Origin of the sequence: Sorangium sp. So ce124 (genome assembly GCF_051525235.1) — a bacterium.
GTDB lineage: Bacteria > Myxococcota_A > Polyangia > Polyangiales > Polyangiaceae > Sorangium > Sorangium atrum.
Genome location: NZ_CP150312.1, coordinates 13385883 through 13403111 on the forward strand (window position 1 = coordinate 13385883; position 17229 = coordinate 13403111).

Consider the following 17229-nt stretch of genomic DNA (forward strand, 5'->3'; position numbering starts at 1 on the left):
GGCCTGTCGATTTCGTGATCGGTTCGCCTCGATCCGGAGATTGCACAAGGCGTGAGCCGTGGTGAAGCGCTGACCCTGATGCAGCTCCCCGCCGCAGTTCCGCCCGACAGCCGGGCGGCGGCCGGGCGCCTCACCGGGCTCGTGATGGACTATTCGGCGTTCGTCTGGCGCTCGCTGGTGCGGCTCGGCCTGCCGCGCGCCGACGCGGAGGACGCGGCGCAGCAGGTCTTCCTCGTGGCGGCCCGGCGGCTCGGGGACATCGAATCGGGCCGGGAGGCCGCGTTCCTGTTCAGCACGGCGCTGCGGATCGCCTCGCGCGCCCGGAGGACACAGCAGCGGCGTCGAGAGGTGCTGGAGGACGCGCCTTGCGAGCGCGTCGACCCGGCGCCGGACCCCGAGGAGATGATGGATCGCGCTCGCGCCCGCGCGACGCTCGATGCCATCCTCGACACGATGCCCCTCGAGCAGCGCGCTGTCTTCGTGCTGTTCGAGCTGGAGCAGATGACGACGGCGGACATCGCGGCGCTGCTCGATCTTCCGGCAGGCACGGTCGCGTCTCGCCTCCGCCGGGCGCGCGAGCACTTCCAGGCCGCCGTGAGGCGGATAGAGGCGCGGGCCCATTTCCGAGGTGAATCGCCATGACCGATCCCGAGCGCCTTCTGGACCAGAAGGGGGATGCTCTGCGAACGACGCTCCTCCGCGCGGCGCTCGACGAGAGCCCGCCGAGCGGCTTGACGCGGCGAATGCTGGTCGCGGTCGGCGTCGGGGCGGCTGTGACGGGCACGGGGGGCGCGGCCGCGGCGGGAACGGGGGGCGCTGCCGCGACGGGGAGCGCGGGCGCGGCGGGAAGCGCGGGCGCGGGGGCAGGGGGCGCGGCCGTGGCAGGGGGCGCGGCCGCGGCGGGGAGCGCGGGCGCGGGGGCAGGGGGCGCGGCCGCGGCGGGGAGCGCGGGCGCGGGGGCAGGGGGCGCGGCCGCGACGGGGGGCGCGGCCACGGCGGGGGCGAGCGCCGCGCTGAAGGTGGCGGGCGGGAGCGGGATCTTGAGCGCGCTCGGGATAGGCGCGCTTGCGGGGGTCCTCACGCTCGGGGTCGCGGAATGGACGCACGTCGACGCGCCGATGCCCGCGAGGCGCGCTCAGGAGGCGGCCAGCGCGCCGGGGGCGCTCGTCGCGCCGCGCGCCCATGGCGCGGTCGAGGCCGAGCTGCACGAGCGCTTCCCGGAGGAGCGAGCGGACGAGGCTCCGCCCCTGGCCGCGCCCGCCGCAACGGCTCCTGCTGCCGCGGCGGCGAGCGGCCCGCGCGCACGCGAAAGGAACGCGCCGACGCTGGCCGCCGAGCTGGCGCTGCTCGACACGGCGCGGCGCGCGCTGCGACGCGGTGATCCGGCGGTGGCCCTCGCGCTCCTGGCCCGCCACGCGCGCGAGTTCCCGAGCGCTCAGCTCTCCGACGAGGCCGCCGCGATCCGCGTCGAGGCGCTGGCGCGCAAGGGAGATCGCGCGGGCGCACACGCGGCGGCGCGGCGCTTCCTCGAGGCACACCCGGGCAGCCCTCACGCCGATCGCGTCGAGTCGGCCGCCGGGCTCGGCGTGAGCGAAGGGTCCGCGCACCGGAAGAACGGACCCGCAGATTGATACCGGAGGGGGCCTCGCCATCGCGCGGCGGAAGACCGCGTCCATGCGCTGCTGTTGCTCGGGGAGCACGGGCGCGCGCGACGCCGGCCACGCGCCCCTGAGGTATGCTCCGGCGGACCGTGCCGCCGCCGAACCAGCGCTCCGACCGCGAGCGCGTCCTTGCGTTGCTCAAACGCCACGGATGGAACGCGACCTCGTTCCAGACCCTGGAGTCCGACTTCCGCTACTGGTTCCATGGCGACGACGCCTGCGTGGCTTACGTCGATACCGGCGGCGCCTGGGTCGCCGCCGGCGCGCCGATCACGGCGGCCGAGCAGCTGGCCGAGGTCGCGCAGGCGTTCGTGCAGGCGGCCGCGGCGGAGGGGCGGCGGGCGTGCCTCTTCGGCGCGGAGGCGCGGTTCTGCGAGCGGGTGTCGTGGAGCGCGATGCTCGTCGGCGAGCAGCCGGTGTGGGAACCGGCGCGCTGGGGCGGCGTGCTCCGGTCGAGCCGGAGCCTGCGCGAGCAGCTCCGCCGCGCGCGCGCGAAGGGCGTGGTCGCGCGCTCGGTGAGCCGCGGCGAGCTCGAGGACCCCGGGAGCCCGCTGCGGGGCGAGGTGGAGCGCCTCATGGCGCGCTGGGCCTCGTCGCGGCCGATGGCGCCCATGGGCTTCCTCGTGCAGCTGGAGCCGTTCTCGTTCGCGGGCGAGCGGCGCTATGTCGTGGCGGAGGCCGGAGGCGCCGTGGTCGGCTTCCTCGCAGCGGTGCCCGTGTACGCGCGGCGCGGCCTCTTTCTGGAGGACCTGCTCCGCGACCCGTCCGCGCCGAACGGCACCACGGAGCTGCTCGTCGATCAGGCGATGCGCGCCGCCGCGGCGGAGGAGCGCCTGTATGTGACGCTCGGCCTCGCGCCGCTCGCCGGGCCTGTGCGGCGCGGGCTGCGCGCGGCGCGGCGGCTCGGCGCTCGCCTGTACGATTTCCAGGGGCTTTACGCGTTCAAGGCGAAGCTGCGTCCCGATGGATGGGCGCCGATTTACCTGGTGGTCCCGCCGGGCGGCCATGGCCTCATCGCCATCTACGACACGCTCGCGGCGTTCTCGCGCGGGGGGCTCCTGCGCTTCGGGCTCTCGACGCTGCTGCGCGGGCCAGCCGTGATCTTCGAGGTGCTCGGCTGGCTGCTCGTCCCGTGGACCGCGCTGCTCGCGCTCGCGCCCGCGGCGCGGTGGTTCCCGTCACCCGCCGTGAAATGGGCGTGGGTGGCGTTCGACGTGGGCCTCGCGCCCGCCATGCTGCGGCTGAGCCGCCGGTACGGGCAGCGGCTCTCGCTGGCGCTGGCCGCGCTGGTGACCTGCGACGCCGCGCTGACGCTTGGGCAGGCGCTGCTGTTCAACGTGCCGCGGGCGCGGGGGGCGTTCGAGGCCGCGGTCGTGGCGACGGCGGTGGCGGCGCCGGCGGTCGCGGCGGCGCTGCTGTGGAGCGCGCGGATGCACAAGCCGGAGCGGCGCCTCGGATAGGCTCTCACGGCGATGAGGGCTATTCCAGGATCGTCAGAGCCGGCTCGCGCCGTGCGAATCACCTGTGTGTCGGGACGATCCTTCGGATCGTCCCGTCGTCGTTGTAGTAGGCGCGATCGACGCAGGTGGATCTCCGGTAGCTGCCGCCGGTCGGCAGCGCGGCGTCGTGGTACGTGAGGTAGCTGGCCCCTTTGAACTCGAAGAGCGACTGGTGGATGGTGCTGCTGTTCGGCACCGGATCCAGGATGACGCCCCGATGTTGCCACGGCCCCTCCGGCGACGTGCTTGTCGCGTAGGAGATGCTTTCCGGGAACCCCGAAGCGTAGGTCAAATAATAGAGGCCGCCGTGCTTGGACAGAAAAGGCGCCTCGGTGTAGCCGGGGATGTTCTTGAGCACGTGAATCTGGGCGCTGCCGATGCTGCGGTTCTGCATCTTCCCGCCGCCGTCGGTCGTGTAGGTCTCACCCTTCAGGTGGATCATGTCGTCCTCGAGCTCGACCCAGTACAGGACTCCATTCCCCCAGTACATGTAGGCCCGGCCGTCGTCGTCGACGAACACCGTCGGATCGAGGTTTCGCCACGAATGGTCCGCCGTGCCGTCGGTGTCGGCCAGGAAGACGAGCGGGATCCCCCGTGCGTCCTTGAACGGTCCTTCCGGTTTGTCCGCGACCGCGACGCCGATCGAGATCCCATAAGCCGACTGGCCGCCCTGCACCGGCGCGTAGAAGTAGAACTTCGGGTTGCCGTCCTCGTCGTCGCGCTCGACCACCTGAGCCGCATTGGCGTTGCCCGTCGAGTCGCTGCCGCGAGCCCAGGAGAACACATCGTAGCGAATCACCGCGCCCTTGTTCTCCCAGCGGATCATGTCGGACGATGTCCACAGCCGCCAGTCGAACATGCGGTAGCCCTCTGCACCCTCGACCTGCTCGTCATGGCCGGTATAGAGGTAGACCTTGTTGTTCCAGGCCATGGCGGCGCCGTCCGCGGTAAAGATGTAGTCTCCGGGGCCGCTGGTCGGATCTGGCGCATCGTACTTGATGATGGGGTTGTCGAACTCTGTCGGGGGCGGCGTGCTGTCTGCGCCGCCGCCGCCGCCGTCCGCGCCGCCGCTGCCCGTCGCGCCGCCGCTGCCGCCTGCGCCGCCGCTGCCCGTCGCGCCGCCGCTGCCCATCGTGCCACTGCTGACGCCCTCACCGCCGCTGCCGCCTGCGCCGCTGCTGCTCGAGCTATTGCTGGAGCTCGATGACGACGTTCCTGGGCCCGAGGCCGCCGTGTCCGGCTTCTCCTCACCACCGCCGCAAGCCCCGAGCCATGCCGAAAGTACAAGACCAGCAATCAGCTTCGAACGAGCGTAGTCCATGTCGAGCACCTCCTCATCCGCCTATCCAACACGACGACCATGGCGACGGTGAGCACCACCACGCCAAGCTGTACCGTCCGGAAGTCCGGTTTCCGGCCAGTCAATGTGAGCGTTCACATTTATAGCGTCAATCGAAAACCGGCGATCCTTTGCGCCGCAGCTTGCGGAGTCGCGCCGCCGGATCGCGTCAAAACGCGCGCGGCCGATCGCGCTTGACATCTCAATTGTGAGCGCTCACATTGGCGAATACTTAACCGATTCATTGACGGGGGCGCGTCGCGCGTTCGTGTGCCTGTGCGTCCGCGCGATTGCGATGGGTGCTGTCGGCTCCAAGCTCCGGCGGGGCGGCCACCTGTCATGACCCACACGCTACAGAAGAGGTCAGGAATGCGTTCGACGAGGATGGGACTACGCTGGTTCGGCTTTCCTTCGTTCGCCGCCCTGCTCGCGGCGTGTTCCGGCGGGGACCTCGGCTCACCGGAAGGAAATGGCGGCGGTGGCTCGGGCGACACCACATCCGTGGTGACGGGCAGCGGCGGCGCAGCCCCGATACCGGCGGCAGGAGCCACGAGCAGCGGCGCCACGAGCAGCACCGCCGCGAGCAGCGGTGCGACGAGCGGCGGCGCAACGAGCAGCAGCGCCACGAGCGGCGGCGCAACGAGCGGCTCGGGTGGAGGCGCAACGACCGGAAGCGGCGGCTCGGGCGGAATCGACCCGGACACGATCACCGCGCCGGAAGGCAAGATTCCGAACATGCCAATGCCGGCGAACAAGGTCAACTTGCCGCGCAACAACTGGCGAGACGGCCTGGTGTCACCGACGCTCGAGGCAGGCCACCACCAGAACCAGCCGATCGTCATCAACGGATACGTTCAGGGCGCCGGCAACGCCGAGATCGTCTTCTACGACATCGCCGATCCGACCAACCCGAAGATGCTCTCGCGCCTCCAGAGCCCTGGCTTCGATCCCAGGGGAGGGCCCAAGGGCGTCGGCGAGGCGGAGTCGCACCAGACCTCGCTCGGCCGCTATGGCGACAAGTTCTACCAGGTCACCACCTCGGGCACCGGCGTCGACATCTGGGACGTCACCGACGCCCGCGCGCCTCGTCACGTGAGGCTCGTCAAGCTCGACGGCATCAAATACGGGGACTTCACCGACGCCGTCTGGGGCATGTACTGGCAGGGCAGCGTCATCTACGTCGGCGGCACCAACACGGGCCTGCACATCCTGGACGCCGCGGATCCCGAGGACGTGAAGTTCGTCAAGAAGATCCCGATTTCGCAGTTCGGCGGCGTGAGCGCCGGTCCGCTGTGGGCCGTGGGCAATACGCTGGTCATCACGACGCCCAAGGACAACGGCGGCATCGCGACGATGGACATCAGCGATCCGATGAACCCGGTCGCGCTCGACTTCATCACCCCGAGCAAGAGCTACATCTGCGGTCTGTACGGCAAGCACGTCTACGTGCAGTCGCCGCTGCGCGTGTGGGACGTGCTGACCGACCCCACCGACATCGGCTCGGCCAATTCACCCATCGCCACGCTGCCCGACTCGGCGTTCAGGGCCATGGGCTACCCCGCCGGGTCCGAGTACATGAGCTTCTCCGACGGCACTCTGTTCCTCGGTCACCTGCGGCCGGACGCCGGCGTCTCCAAGATCGACGTGCGCGACATCCACAAGATGTCGATCAAGAGCCGGGTCTGGGGGCGGCTCGAGTTCACGAACGGCGACGACCAGTTCTCGATCCCTGTCGGCAGCCTGGTGGTGCTGGCCGACGACGAGCTGCCCTACCGCGGCATGGTCATCGCCGCGCACTCGACCGAGCCGGACACCACGCCCCCGGCGGTCGACACGGTGCTTCCGAAGAACGGGGCGACGGGGCTGTCCAGGAAGTCGCGCATCGGCCTCAGCCTCACCGACAACGTCGAGATCGCCACGGTTCACCACGGCAGCTTCATCGTACGGCCGATGGGCGGGCAGCCGTTGAAGGGGAAGTTCGGCCTGTACATGGGCATCGTCAACTTCGATCCCGACGAGGACCTGATGCCGAACACGACCTACGAGATCGTCCTGCCGAAGGACGGCATGAAGGATCTCGTCGGCAACGGCATCGCGGCTGAGTTCAAGTCGACGTTCACGACCGGTCCCTGAGCCATGCGCTCGCTCCCGAAGCTCCTCGGCCTGCTCGGAGGCATCTGCGCGGCGGCGGCCTGGCCGGCCGAGGCGCGTGCCGTCACGGCCAGCGTCCCCGTGCGCGCGCCCTCGCTCGCCGGCGAGGCCGTCACGTTCGACCTGACGATCGGCGACGCGGTCGGCCCCGTTCAGGTGCGCTGGGACATGGGAGACGAGACACGCACCGAGTTCACGGTCGGCGACGTGCAGCAGGTGCACACCTACGCCGCTCCCGGCCACTACCCGGTGCTGGCGACGGTCAAAGACGATGTCGGGTTCACCAGCGTCTCGTTCGTGCACACGGCGCACCGGTCGCTCGTCACGGGCAGCGCGGCGGGCTCGACCGACCTCGTGTACGACCCGCCGAACGCGAAGGTCTACACGGCCAATTACGAGAACGACAGCGTGAGCGTGCTCGACGCGAGCGCGCTGACCAAGGTCGCGGAGGTGCCGGTGGCGCGCGGCCCGGTCGGGCTCGCGCTCACCGCGCAAGGCACGCTGTGGGTGCTGCACCGGGATGCGCGCTCAGTCTCCGTCCTCGACACCGCCTCGCTCTCGGTGGAGCGCGAGATCGCGCTGCCGTACGCGTCGCAACCGATGGGCCTCGCGATCAGCCCGACCGGGGACGCCGCGTACGTGACGCTGATGGCGGTCGGCAAGGTGCTGAAGCTGGACGTGGCGAGCGGCGCCGTCGTGGCCGAGCTCTCGCTCGGCGGTACGCCGCGGGGCGTCTCGGTGTCGCACGACGGCTCGCAGATCTACGTCACGCGCTTCCTCTCCGAGGACAGCCACGGCGAGGTGGCGCGCATCGACGCGGCGACCTTCCAGGTGAGCACGCGCTTCGCGCTCGCCGCGGACACCACGACGGAGGACACGGACCAACAAGGGCGCGGCCTGCCGAACTACCTGTTCTCGGTGGGGCTCTCGCCCGACGGCTCGTTCGCGTGGGTGCCGGGCAAGAAGGACAACATCTTTCGTGGTCCATTTCGCGATGGGCTCGACCTCACCGACGACAACACGGTACGTCCGCTCGTGGCGCTGCTGAACCTCGCGGAGGGCGCCGAGGACGTCGCGCGGCGCATCGATCTGGACGATCGCAACCTGCCGAACCAGGTCGTGTTCACGCCGCTCGGCGACTATGCGTTCATCAGCGTCGCCGGCTCGGCCCTGGTGGAGGTCCGCGACGCCTACACGGGCGAGTTCGTGACCGCGCTGAAAGAGGCGGGCTTCGCGCCGCGCGGCCTGGCGCTGACCGAAACCAACAAGCTGTTCGTGCACGCGTCGCTCAGCCGCACGGTGACGGTCTACGACGTCGCCGACATCGTCAGCTCGCATGACCTCATCACCAAGAAGCTGGCCGAGATCCCGACGGTCGCCGTGGAGAAGCTCGACCCGCAGGTCTTGCGCGGCAAGCAGCTGTTCTTCAACTCGGCCGATATCCGCATGAGCGACCAGGGCTACATCAGCTGCGCTTCGTGTCACTTCGACGGCGCGGAGGACGGGCGAGTCTGGGACTTCGGCAGCGCGGGGGAGGGGCTCCGCAACACCGTCTCGCTGCTGGGGCGGCGCGGCACGGGCCACGGCAACGTCAACTGGAGCGGCAGCTTCGACGAGATCCAGGACTCGGACGACAACATCCGCCACCTGTTCGGCGGGAAGGGCTTTCTGGCCGCCGAGCAGCTCGCCGTGGGGACGGTCGGCACGCCGCGCGGAGACAAGAAGGCCGGCCTGAGCCCCGAGCTCGACGCGCTGGCGGCGTTCCTCGGCTCGCTCGACACGTACCGGCCGAGCCCCTTTCGCAACCCCGACGGCTCGCTCACCGAGGACGGCGTCGCGGGTCGCGCCATCTTCAAGCGCCTGGGCTGCGACTTCTGCCACACGGGGCCCGACGGGACCGACAGCGCGCGCGGCAAGCTGCACGACGTGGGCACCGTGAAGCCGTCCTCCGGGATGCGCGCCGGCGAGCCGCTGCTCGGCATCGACACGCCGACGCTGAACGGCGTGTGGGAGACGGCGCCGTACTTGCACGACGGCTCCGCGCCGACGCTGCGCGACGTCCTCGTCACGGCCAACCCCGACGATCGCCACGCCTTCATCAGCGGGCTCAGCGAAGCCGAGCTCGGGCAGCTCATCGCCTATGTGCAGCAGCTGGACGGCACCGTCGACCTGGAGCCGAGCGAGGGGGACGGCGCGGGTGAGGAGCCGAGCGAGGAGCGCTTTTTTGGCTGCAGCGTGACGGGCGGGCGCGGCGACAGCCACGCGCCGCTCCTGGCGTTCGCGCTCGCGGCCGGGTTGATGACGTTCGGCGCCCGCCGAGGGAGGGCCACGTGAGGCGCCTGCCGAGCCTGTGTCTCGTCTCGCTGCTGCTGGCGGCGTGCGTCGGCGAGATCGGCGGCGGCGCTGTGACTGACCAGACGACGACCGACTGGGACACGCTGCCGCCCGTGAACGCTCCCGACCCGGAGCTGTCGGACCTACCCAGGCGCGAGGCGCAGCACCGCGCGCTCTGCGCGACGCCGCGCGGCGACAGCTTCTGGCAGGCGGTGTGCGCCGAGCCCCGGCCGAACATCACCGACCTCGCCAGCTTGCTCGGCGTCGCGAAGCTCGACGAAGATCGCGCCTTCGCGCTCACCGGCAACTCCACCTCGCTCGTGAAGAGCTCCGTCTCCGCCATCAATCCGCGCCTTATCCTCTTTCCGCGCGTGACCGAGCTGCGCGAGAGGCCGGCTGAAATGACCGCGCTCGGCTTCGTTCGCGGCGAGCCCTTCGTCGAGGTCGTGAGCCGCGACCTCTCGACCGGCGACTACAACTTCTACCTGTTCACGTTCGAGCGGCAGTGTGACTACGACGGCGGCTGCGATCTGGCGAGCCTGCTCACCGAGGAGATAGAGCACGGCTGGACCGCGTTCAGCATCTACAGCGAGGAAGACGTCGAGAATACGTCGTTCGACTGTCGCTCGTGCCATCAGCCCGACGGACACGGCACGAAGAAGATCTTGCGCATGCAGGAGCTGGAGTTCCCCTGGATGCACTGGTTCCCGCAGCGCTTCGTGCAGCGCACGGAGTCCGATCGGGTGCTCACGGCGCAGTTCCTGGAGGCCCACGCGCGGGACGCGCAGTACGGCGGCATCCCCATCGCGGCCATCCAGAACGCCATCGACGAGGGCAGCGGCGCGCAGCTCGAGGCGTTGCTCGTGGCCGAAGGCCAGGCGGCGCAGCCGAACGCGTTCGACCCGCGCATCGAGGCCGAGGCCAAGGCCGGCTCGTCGAGCGCGATCTGGGAGAAGCAGTTCGCCGTGTCGCTGGCGGGTGATTCGATCTCGGTGCCTTACCCGCTCGTGGACGTGACGGATCCCGCGCTCCGCGCGGAGCGGACGAGGTCCTACCTCGACGTGGTGACGGGCGCGGCCCCGCGACAGTCCCTGCTCGATTTGCGCGACCTGTTCTCCGCGGACGCGAAGGTGAAGCTCGGCCTGGTGCCGCCGCCGGGAGCGAGCGGGCGCGCCGTGCTGACGCAGCTCTGCTCGCGCTGTCACGACGGTCGCGGGAACCCGGCGCTGAACCGCGCCAAGTTCAACGTGAAGAACCTGGACGGCATGTCTCGAGAGACGAAGGACAAGGCCATCTTTCGCTTGCAGGAGCCCGCGACCTCGCCGCTGCGTATGCCGCCGTGGCGCGCCGCCGACGCGCTGCCCCCCGCGGAGCTCGCCGCCGCCATCGAAGAGCTGGCCAAGTAGCGCCGTCCGCGTAGCCGCCGCGCGCCAGTTTGTGATTGACGCCGGCTGTGTGAGCGTTCACATTGATCGCTCCAGAACTTCTTCTGCCTTGCCCTGGGTAGGCCATCACGCGCATCGGGCCCCGCGTCCTCCTGCGCGTTCACCATCCACGGTCGCGCCAATGTTCCAGACGAGGCGCACGCAGGGGGAAAAGCGCAGGAGTTGGGCTCGGCTGGGGACGACATCAGGGCGCGCTCCAGGTTCGGAACGTCTGGCAATCACCAGTCTGCCAATTTCATCCTTATCGGCCTGAAGCGAGCGCTTCGCGCTGGCGTGACGCAACCAGAGGGGCATCGTGTACCACGAAAAGAAAGCCGTCAGGCGCTTCCATGTCCTCTGCTTGCTCTCGAGCGTCGCGATGCTGGCGTGCGGCGAAGAGAGCGGCGGCGCGGCGCAAGCCGCGGGCGCGGGCAGCTCGAGCGTGTCAGCCGCCAGCGGGGCGTCGGCCAGCGTGACCGCTGGGTCGGGTGGCGCTGCCAGCGGCAGCGGCGGCGCCGACGTGAGCGACGGTGGAATGGGCGGAGCGGGCGCGGGCGGAGCAGGTGACGGCGGCACGGGCGGGGCAGGTGACGGAGGCGCCGGAGCGGGCGGAGCCGGCGGCTCGCCGCTCCCGCCGATCACGGATTACTCTGCCGAGGGGCCGTTCGCGACGACCGTGGAGCGGAACGCGGGGCCCAGCGGAAACCACACGATCTTCAGGCCCGAACGCCTGGGTGAGAACGGCTTCTTGCATGCGCCGATCAGCTTTGGCCCCGGGATCAATACGCAGGTGACCGCCTACACGGCTCTCCTGTCGAACTTCGCTTCTCACGGCTTCGTGGTGGTCGGCGCCAACCTCCTCACGGGCGGCCCCAACGCCCCGAACAACCTTGCGGCCATGCGCGAGGGGCTCGACTGGATCATCGCGCAAAACAGCAAGGCGGGCAGCATCTACGAGGGCAAGATCGACGTGCGCCATGCCGTTTCCATGGGCTACTCGGTCGGCGGCACCGCCGCCGTGGAGCTCGGCGGCCATGAGGCCGTGGCCACCGTCGTCTCCATCCACGGCCACATCGCGACAGCGGCCCTGCACGGGCCCATGCTGCAGACCAGCGGAACGCAGGACACGGTCGGGCTTCCGATGCAGCAAAAGACGTACGACATGTCCCAGACCCAGACGTTCCTGGCGACGGTGATGGGCGCGGATCACGGGTACATCACGCGCGACGTGGGAGGCGTCCAGCGGCCAGCGATCGTGGCTTGGCTGCGTTACTGGATCTACAATGACACCGGTGGGAAGCACTATTTCTACGGTGATGATTGCGTGATGTGCACCTCGCCCTGGGTGAATCCCCAGCGCAAGAACTGGGAATGACCTCGCGCCGAGAAAGACGCCCGTCCACGCCTGCCTTGTAACCCCTTGGGTTGGATGCCAACCGAGGAGAGCACCCATGTCGTCCAGTATTGGCTCCGTGAGCTCCGATTGCATGCACCGTCACTCGCGTTGGCTGCGGCCGATCTGGGGCGCCTTGGGCCTCTGCGCCGCGCTCAGCGTCGGCTGTAGCGACGACGCCGATGGCGGCGGATCAGCCGCCGGTGAGACCTCCGCGAGCGGCTCCGGCGGTGGCGCGGCTTCCGGTAGCACGAGCAGCGGCAATACCTCCAGCAGCAACGGGGCGACCGCGGGCTCGGGTGGAGCGGACTCGGGTGGAGCGGGCTCGGGTGGAGCCGACTCGGGTGGCGCCGGCGGCGCGGGCGGTGCCGGCACAGCCGGGGCCGGCGGCGCGGGCGGTGCCGGCACAGCCGGGGCCGGCGGCAGCGGAGGCGGGGGTGACGCGATGAAGTCCGCCGGCTGCGGCAAGACGCGCACGCTCCAGAACGGCGCTGGCTCCGTGCAGAGCGGCGGGAAGAGCCGCAAATACGCTCTGCGCGTCCCCGACGATTACGACAACGACCACCCGTACCGGCTCATCCTCTCCTTCCACGGGGCCACGGGCAACAGCGGCCAGGTTGCGCCCTCGTACTTCGGGCTCTGGTCCCTCTCCGAGGGGAGCACCATCTTCATCGCGCCCGACGCCGTCGGCGGGATCTGGTCGGCCGGCGACGATGTGACCTTCGTCGACGACATCCTCAAGCAGGTCACAGGCGATCTCTGCATCGACACCTCGCGCATCGAGCTCGAAGGCTTCAGCCAGGGAGGTGCCATGGTGTGGACGCTGGCCTGCGCGCGTCCGGACGTTTACCGCGCCGCGGTGGTCCACTCCGGCGGCGGTCTCCCCCGGCCCGCGAGCTGCCAGCCGGTCCCCTTCATGTCTTCGCTCGGCCAGCAGGAGAGCGGCGGGGCCGGACAGACCTCCAACAGCGATTTCTTCGCCAAGCAAAATGGATGCACGGTGGAGTCCCTGGCCAAGGCGCCCAGAGGCGGCCACGCCTGCTCGGACTACAAGGGCTGCTCCGAGGGGAATCCCACCCGCTGGTGTGATTACGACGGCGGCCATACTCCATCGCCGAACGACGCCGGGCAGAACATGTCGTGGATGCCCCAGGAAGTCTGGTCCTTCCTGAGTCAATTCTAGAGCGGCGGTCACCCGCTTCGGATACGGGCCCACCTCGGCGTTTTCGGTGCTCAGCGCACGAGAGTGCGCTTGCGCGCCGAAAACGCCGATCTGGGCCCGTCTCCTGTGCGGGAGACCGCCGCTCTGCAGCGCGCGAGGGGAGGACGATAGCGCGCGAGGGGAGAACGATAGCGCGCGAGGGGAGGACGATGCGGCCGACCGGCGGCACGAGCCCATCAACCATCGGAGGCTTGATTGAGGAATGTCGCGACCGGCGGTATCGTAGTGCGCCGGCGTACGGATCTTGCGTACTCTTCGGGGATGTCGAGCTTGCAACGCCGAGCACGCTGTGGATACCGTCCGGCCGATGGCAGATGAGGGATCGGGGGAGATCGGGCGGCTAAGGGCAGAGATCGCAGCGCTGCACGCGCGCGTCGAGGAGCTGGAGAGCGCGCTGGCGGAGCGGTCGAGCGGCGGCGCGGCCGAGGGGGTGGCGCCGCCCGGCGCGGCGGGCGCGGACGCTCACGCGGCCTTCGGCGCGCTGGCGTGGCTGCTCACGCCGGCGCCGGCGCTGATCCACTGGAGCCCCGACGGCACGGTGACGCGCTGGAACGATGGCGCCGAACGTGTTTTCGGCTGGAGCGAGGGCGAGGCCGTCGGACGCAGGCTCTCCGAGCTCGTGGGCGCAGATCCCGTGTCCCCGGACGCGGTGCGTGCGCTCCTGCTCGACTGGACGGAGAACCGGTTCGCCTCGGCCACGAGCGAGGGCACGACGAAAGACGGGCAGGCGCGCCTCTTCCGGTGGACCCACGCGGTGCTGCGCGACGACCGCGGCGGCGCGCGCGAGATCGCGGCGATCGTCGAGGATGCCGGCGACCCGCCGTGGAGGGAGCACGTGCTGCTCGGGCGGCTCCAGCTGCTCCTTCAGCTGCTGGACCACTCGCGCAATTCCATCTTCGTCAAGGACACCGAAGGGCGCTATGTCTTCGTCAACCGAGCTCACGCCGAGGTCCTCCAGCGGCACGTCTTCGAGGTCATCGGCAAGGATGAAGTCGAGTTGAGCCCCCTGGCCCCCGAGGCCATCGAGGACCTCTTGGTGAGAGAGCGCGACGTGATGGCCGGGGGGAAGGCGATGCAGTACGAAGAGAGCCTGCTGCTCGGCGACACGAGCATTCATTTCTCCACCGTCAAGTTCCCGATCCTCGACGGACGCGGCGAGCCGGTCGGCCTCGGCGGCGTCGTCACCAACATCACCTCGCTGAGGCACGCGGAGGCCGAGCGGGCCGCGTTGCAGGAGAAGATCATCGTCGCCCAGCAGGCGGCCCTCCGGGAGCTGTCCACGCCGCTCATCCCGATCGCCGACCGGGTGGTGGCGATGCCGCTCGTAGGGACGATCGACAGCGCGCGCGCAGCGCAGATCATGGAGACGCTGCTGTCCGGCATCAGCAATCAGAGCGCACACACCGCGATCCTGGACGTCACCGGCGTGCGCGCTGTCGACGAGCACGTCGCCGATGCCCTGACGCGGACCGCGCGCGCCGCCCAGCTGCTCGGCACGCGCGTGGTGCTCACCGGCGTGCGCCCGGAGGTGGCGCAGACGCTGATCACCCTCGGCGCGGATCTGTCCGGTATCACCACGCTGGGCACCCTGCAAAGCGGCATCGCGCACGCCCTCCGCCACCCGGGGCACCAGCGGTCAGCAGGCTGAATCCGCCTGGAAGAGCAGAAGCTCGAACCGCCTGGCATCCGTGTTCTTCGTCAAGCGGCGGCGGGCTCCTACCAGCGCCCGACGGATCGGTTACGGTGTCAGGACCCCATGACGATCGACACCTCTCCCGACGCGCCCATCCCGTCGGTGCTGTCGAAGCTCGACGAGATCCGGCGGCGCATGGTCTCCCACACCGATCGGGACGACGAGCGGCGGATCCTGGAGATCCTCGCGGGATCGACCGCCATCGAGCTCGACCAGCTGCTCCTCCAGCTCGATCTGCCCGCCCTGCTGGGAGACATCGACGATCGCCTCATCGGCCCCGACAACCGCACGGCGCTGCTCGAGCTCCTGACCGCCGAGCGCCTCGGTGATCTCGGGATCCCGGCGCGCGCGGCGCTCACCTCGGCGCTGCAGCGCGGCCGCACGGGCAGCCTCGACGAGCAGGCGCTGCGCCGCCTCTGGCTCGGCACGCGCGGCGCGGACGTCACGCGGCTCAAGAACGCGCTCGACGGCCGGGGCGGCTACCGCGACCTTCACCAGCTCTTCTACCACGATATCGATGATGACGCGTTGCGCGAGGAGCTCCTCGCGCACTTCGCGCGGGAGGCGGCCTCGGCGTCTGACGCTCTCTCTGCTTCAGGTTCCGTGTCGGTGCGCGAGGTGAAGATCCTGTCCGATATCGACGACACGTTCTATGCGAACTGGAAGGACGCCCGGTACCCGAAGAAGACCGTCTATCCCGGCGTCCTGCAGTTCTATGCGGAGCTCGACCGCGGCCCTGGCCCCGCGCCCGGGCGGGCCGGCGATCTGACGTTCGTCACCGCCCGCCCCGGCGATCGCCTCGGCCTCGTCGAGGACGCGACGATCAAGGCGCTCGCCGAGCGCGGTCAGCTCACCGCCAACGTGCTCACGGGCTCGTTCACCCGCCTCATCGGCAACCGCACGATCGCGGAGAAGAAGCTCGAGAACTTCCTCGAGTACCGGCGGCTGTACCCGGAGTACGATTTCGTCTTCGTCGGCGACAGCGGGCAGGGCGATATCCACTTTGGCCAGCGCATGCTCGAGCTCGCCTCGGAGGCGGTGAGAGCGGTCTTCATTCACGACGTGGTCGCGACACCCGATCTCGCGCGGAGGGAGCTCGCGACCTCGGGCGTTCACCTGTTCGATACGTACATCGGCGCCGCGCTCACGGCCCTCGAGCGCGGCCTCCTCGGCCCCGAGGGCGCGGCGCGCGTGGCCGAGGCCGCGATTGCGGCGTTCGCCGCGATCCCGTTCCCGTCGCAGGCGGACCAGGAGGCGCGCCGCCGCGAGATGGCGCGGGACGTCGCCCGGCTGAACGAGGCGCTGCACATGGATCAGGCCGCGGTGAGCGCGGCGACGAAGCGGTCGATCTCGGATTCGTCGTTGTAATAATGGACCGAGGCGCGCACCAGATCGGGAATCCCGCGATCCTCGAAGTCGAGCAGCGTCCCGGCGGCGGTCGACACGCTGACGTGGATCGCCTGGGCGCCGAGCCGCGCCTTGATGGCCGCGGCGTCCTCGCCGGCCCTGGTGAAGGTCACGATGCCGCAGCGCCGCTCGCCGAGGTCGCGCACGGTGACACCAGGGATCTCGGAGAGCCGCGCGCGCAGGCGCTCGGCCAGCGCACCTACCCGGTCGCGGATCGCCGGCAGACCCAGCCGGAGCGCATACTCCGCGGCCGCGCCGAGCCCGAGCCGGCCGGCGACGTAGCTCTCCCAGTTCTCGAACCGCCGGGCGTCGGGCCGCAGCTCGTAGCGGTCCGGCGCCGTCCAGCGGGCCGCGTGGAGATCGAGGAACGGCGGCTCCAGCCGGTCGAGCAGCGCGCGCCGGACATAGAGAAAGCCGGTGCCGCGCGGCCCGCGCAGGTACTTGCGCCCCGTCGCCGACAGGAGATCGCAGCCGATCGCCTCGACGTCGAGCGGCAGCTGCCCGACCGACTGGCACGCATCGAGCAGGAAGGGCACGCCCGCCGACCGGGCGCGGCGGCCTATCTCCTCCGCCGGGTTGATCAGCCCGCCGTTCGTGGGGACGTGGGTGATGGCGATCAGCTTGACCCGCTCGTCGATCAGGCGATCGAGCGCGGGCAGCGACACCGCGCCGCGCTCATCGCTCGGGATCGGGACGATCTCCGCGCCGGTGCGCCGCGCGACCTGCAGGAACGCGATGTAGTTCGAGGCGTACTCGGTCCGCGCGGTCAGGATGCGATCCCCCGGGCCGAAGCGGAGGGAGTAGAACGCCATGTCCCAGGCGCGCGTGGCGTTCTCGACGAGCGCGATCTCGTCGGGCGCCGCGCCGATCAGCCGGGCGATCGAGCCGTAGACCGCCTCGAGCCGCGCGCCCGCCTCCTCCTCGGCCTCGTAGCCGCCGACGGCCGCCTCGCGGCGCAGGTGCTCGACCACCGTGTCGACCACCACGGCGGGAGGCAGCGAGGAACCCGCGTTGTTGAAGTGCAGGACGCTGGCGCAGGCGGGGGTGTCGCGGCGCAGCGCGGCGATATCCATCGTCATGAGTCATCTCCTCGAGAGGCCGACACG

General features: G+C 70.3%; 12 protein-coding genes. 10 read left to right on the top strand and 2 right to left on the bottom strand.

Features of this window, described 5'->3' with window-relative positions:
- Positions 1-51: 51 nt before the first annotated feature.
- The 3 genes from WMF19_RS50170 (at position 52) to WMF19_RS50180 (ending at position 3121) form a co-directional block, all read left to right on the top strand.
- Complete coding sequence (locus tag WMF19_RS50170; protein WP_437326513.1) at positions 52-642, top strand: RNA polymerase sigma factor; 591 nt, start codon at positions 52-54, stop codon at positions 640-642.
- The gene (locus tag WMF19_RS50175; RefSeq protein ID WP_437896856.1) at positions 639-1631 is read left to right on the top strand and encodes a hypothetical protein; all 993 of its coding nucleotides are present in this window, start codon (positions 639-641) and stop codon (positions 1629-1631) included. The genes WMF19_RS50170 and WMF19_RS50175 overlap by 4 nt, the downstream gene beginning before the upstream one ends.
- Positions 1632-1735: 104 nt before the next feature.
- Entirely contained in the window at positions 1736-3121 is a 1386-nt protein-coding gene (locus tag WMF19_RS50180; protein WP_437896857.1) for a phosphatidylglycerol lysyltransferase domain-containing protein, read from the top strand.
- Between the two features lie 58 nt (positions 3122-3179).
- Here WMF19_RS50180 and WMF19_RS50185 read toward each other — a convergent pair whose 3' ends face one another.
- A complete protein-coding gene (locus WMF19_RS50185; RefSeq protein WP_437896858.1) occupies positions 3180-4481 on the bottom strand; it encodes a glycoside hydrolase family 43 protein in 1302 nt (433 codons plus the stop codon).
- Positions 4482-4883: 402 nt separating this feature from the next.
- Between WMF19_RS50185 and WMF19_RS50190 the strand changes: the two genes are divergently transcribed.
- From WMF19_RS50190 to WMF19_RS50220, 7 genes are all read left to right on the top strand, one after another.
- Positions 4884-6632, top strand: a complete 1749-nt coding sequence (locus WMF19_RS50190; RefSeq protein ID WP_437896859.1) for an Ig-like domain-containing protein — start codon at positions 4884-4886, stop codon at positions 6630-6632.
- 3 nt (positions 6633-6635) lie between these two features.
- Positions 6636-8984 carry a PKD domain-containing protein gene (locus tag WMF19_RS50195; RefSeq protein ID WP_437896860.1) on the top strand — a complete coding sequence of 783 codons (2349 nt, stop codon included), beginning with the start codon at positions 6636-6638 and terminating at the stop codon, positions 8982-8984.
- Entirely contained in the window at positions 8981-10390 is a 1410-nt protein-coding gene (locus tag WMF19_RS50200) for a c-type cytochrome (RefSeq protein ID WP_437896861.1), read from the top strand. The genes WMF19_RS50195 and WMF19_RS50200 overlap by 4 nt, the downstream gene beginning before the upstream one ends.
- Positions 10391-10724: 334 nt before the next feature.
- Positions 10725-11783 carry a poly(ethylene terephthalate) hydrolase family protein gene (locus tag WMF19_RS50205; protein ID WP_437896862.1) on the top strand — a complete coding sequence of 353 codons (1059 nt, stop codon included), beginning with the start codon at positions 10725-10727 and terminating at the stop codon, positions 11781-11783.
- 76 nt (positions 11784-11859) lie between these two features.
- On the top strand, positions 11860-12984 hold the full coding sequence (locus tag WMF19_RS50210) for an alpha/beta hydrolase family esterase (RefSeq protein ID WP_437896863.1): 1125 nt from the start codon (positions 11860-11862) through the stop codon (positions 12982-12984).
- Positions 12985-13330: 346 nt separating this feature from the next.
- Positions 13331-14671 carry a PAS domain-containing protein gene (locus WMF19_RS50215; RefSeq protein WP_437896864.1) on the top strand — a complete coding sequence of 447 codons (1341 nt, stop codon included), beginning with the start codon at positions 13331-13333 and terminating at the stop codon, positions 14669-14671.
- A gap of 108 nt (positions 14672-14779) precedes the next feature.
- Positions 14780-16084 (top strand): phosphatase domain-containing protein, encoded by a 1305-nt coding sequence (locus tag WMF19_RS50220; RefSeq protein ID WP_437896865.1) that lies wholly within the window; start codon positions 14780-14782, stop codon positions 16082-16084.
- Here the strand turns inward: WMF19_RS50220 and WMF19_RS50225 are convergent.
- Complete coding sequence (locus WMF19_RS50225; RefSeq protein ID WP_437896866.1) at positions 16030-17202, bottom strand: aminotransferase class V-fold PLP-dependent enzyme; 1173 nt, start codon at positions 17200-17202, stop codon at positions 16030-16032. The genes WMF19_RS50220 and WMF19_RS50225 overlap by 55 nt on opposite strands.
- Positions 17203-17229 lie beyond the last annotated feature (27 nt).

Coding starts and splice junctions, on each gene's coding strand:
- WMF19_RS50175 (WP_437896856.1), top strand. CDS start 639: ATGACCGATCCCGAGCGCCTTCTGGACCAGAAGGGGGATGCTCTGCGA.
- WMF19_RS50180 (WP_437896857.1), top strand. CDS start 1,736: ATGCTCCGGCGGACCGTGCCGCCGCCGAACCAGCGCTCCGACCGCGAG.
- WMF19_RS50185 (WP_437896858.1), bottom strand. CDS start 4,481: ATGGACTACGCTCGTTCGAAGCTGATTGCTGGTCTTGTACTTTCGGCA.
- WMF19_RS50190 (WP_437896859.1), top strand. CDS start 4,884: ATGGGACTACGCTGGTTCGGCTTTCCTTCGTTCGCCGCCCTGCTCGCG.
- WMF19_RS50195 (WP_437896860.1), top strand. CDS start 6,636: ATGCGCTCGCTCCCGAAGCTCCTCGGCCTGCTCGGAGGCATCTGCGCG.
- WMF19_RS50210 (WP_437896863.1), top strand. CDS start 11,860: ATGTCGTCCAGTATTGGCTCCGTGAGCTCCGATTGCATGCACCGTCAC.
- WMF19_RS50215 (WP_437896864.1), top strand. CDS start 13,331: ATGGCAGATGAGGGATCGGGGGAGATCGGGCGGCTAAGGGCAGAGATC.
- WMF19_RS50220 (WP_437896865.1), top strand. CDS start 14,780: ATGACGATCGACACCTCTCCCGACGCGCCCATCCCGTCGGTGCTGTCG.
- WMF19_RS50225 (WP_437896866.1), bottom strand. CDS start 17,202: ATGACGATGGATATCGCCGCGCTGCGCCGCGACACCCCCGCCTGCGCC.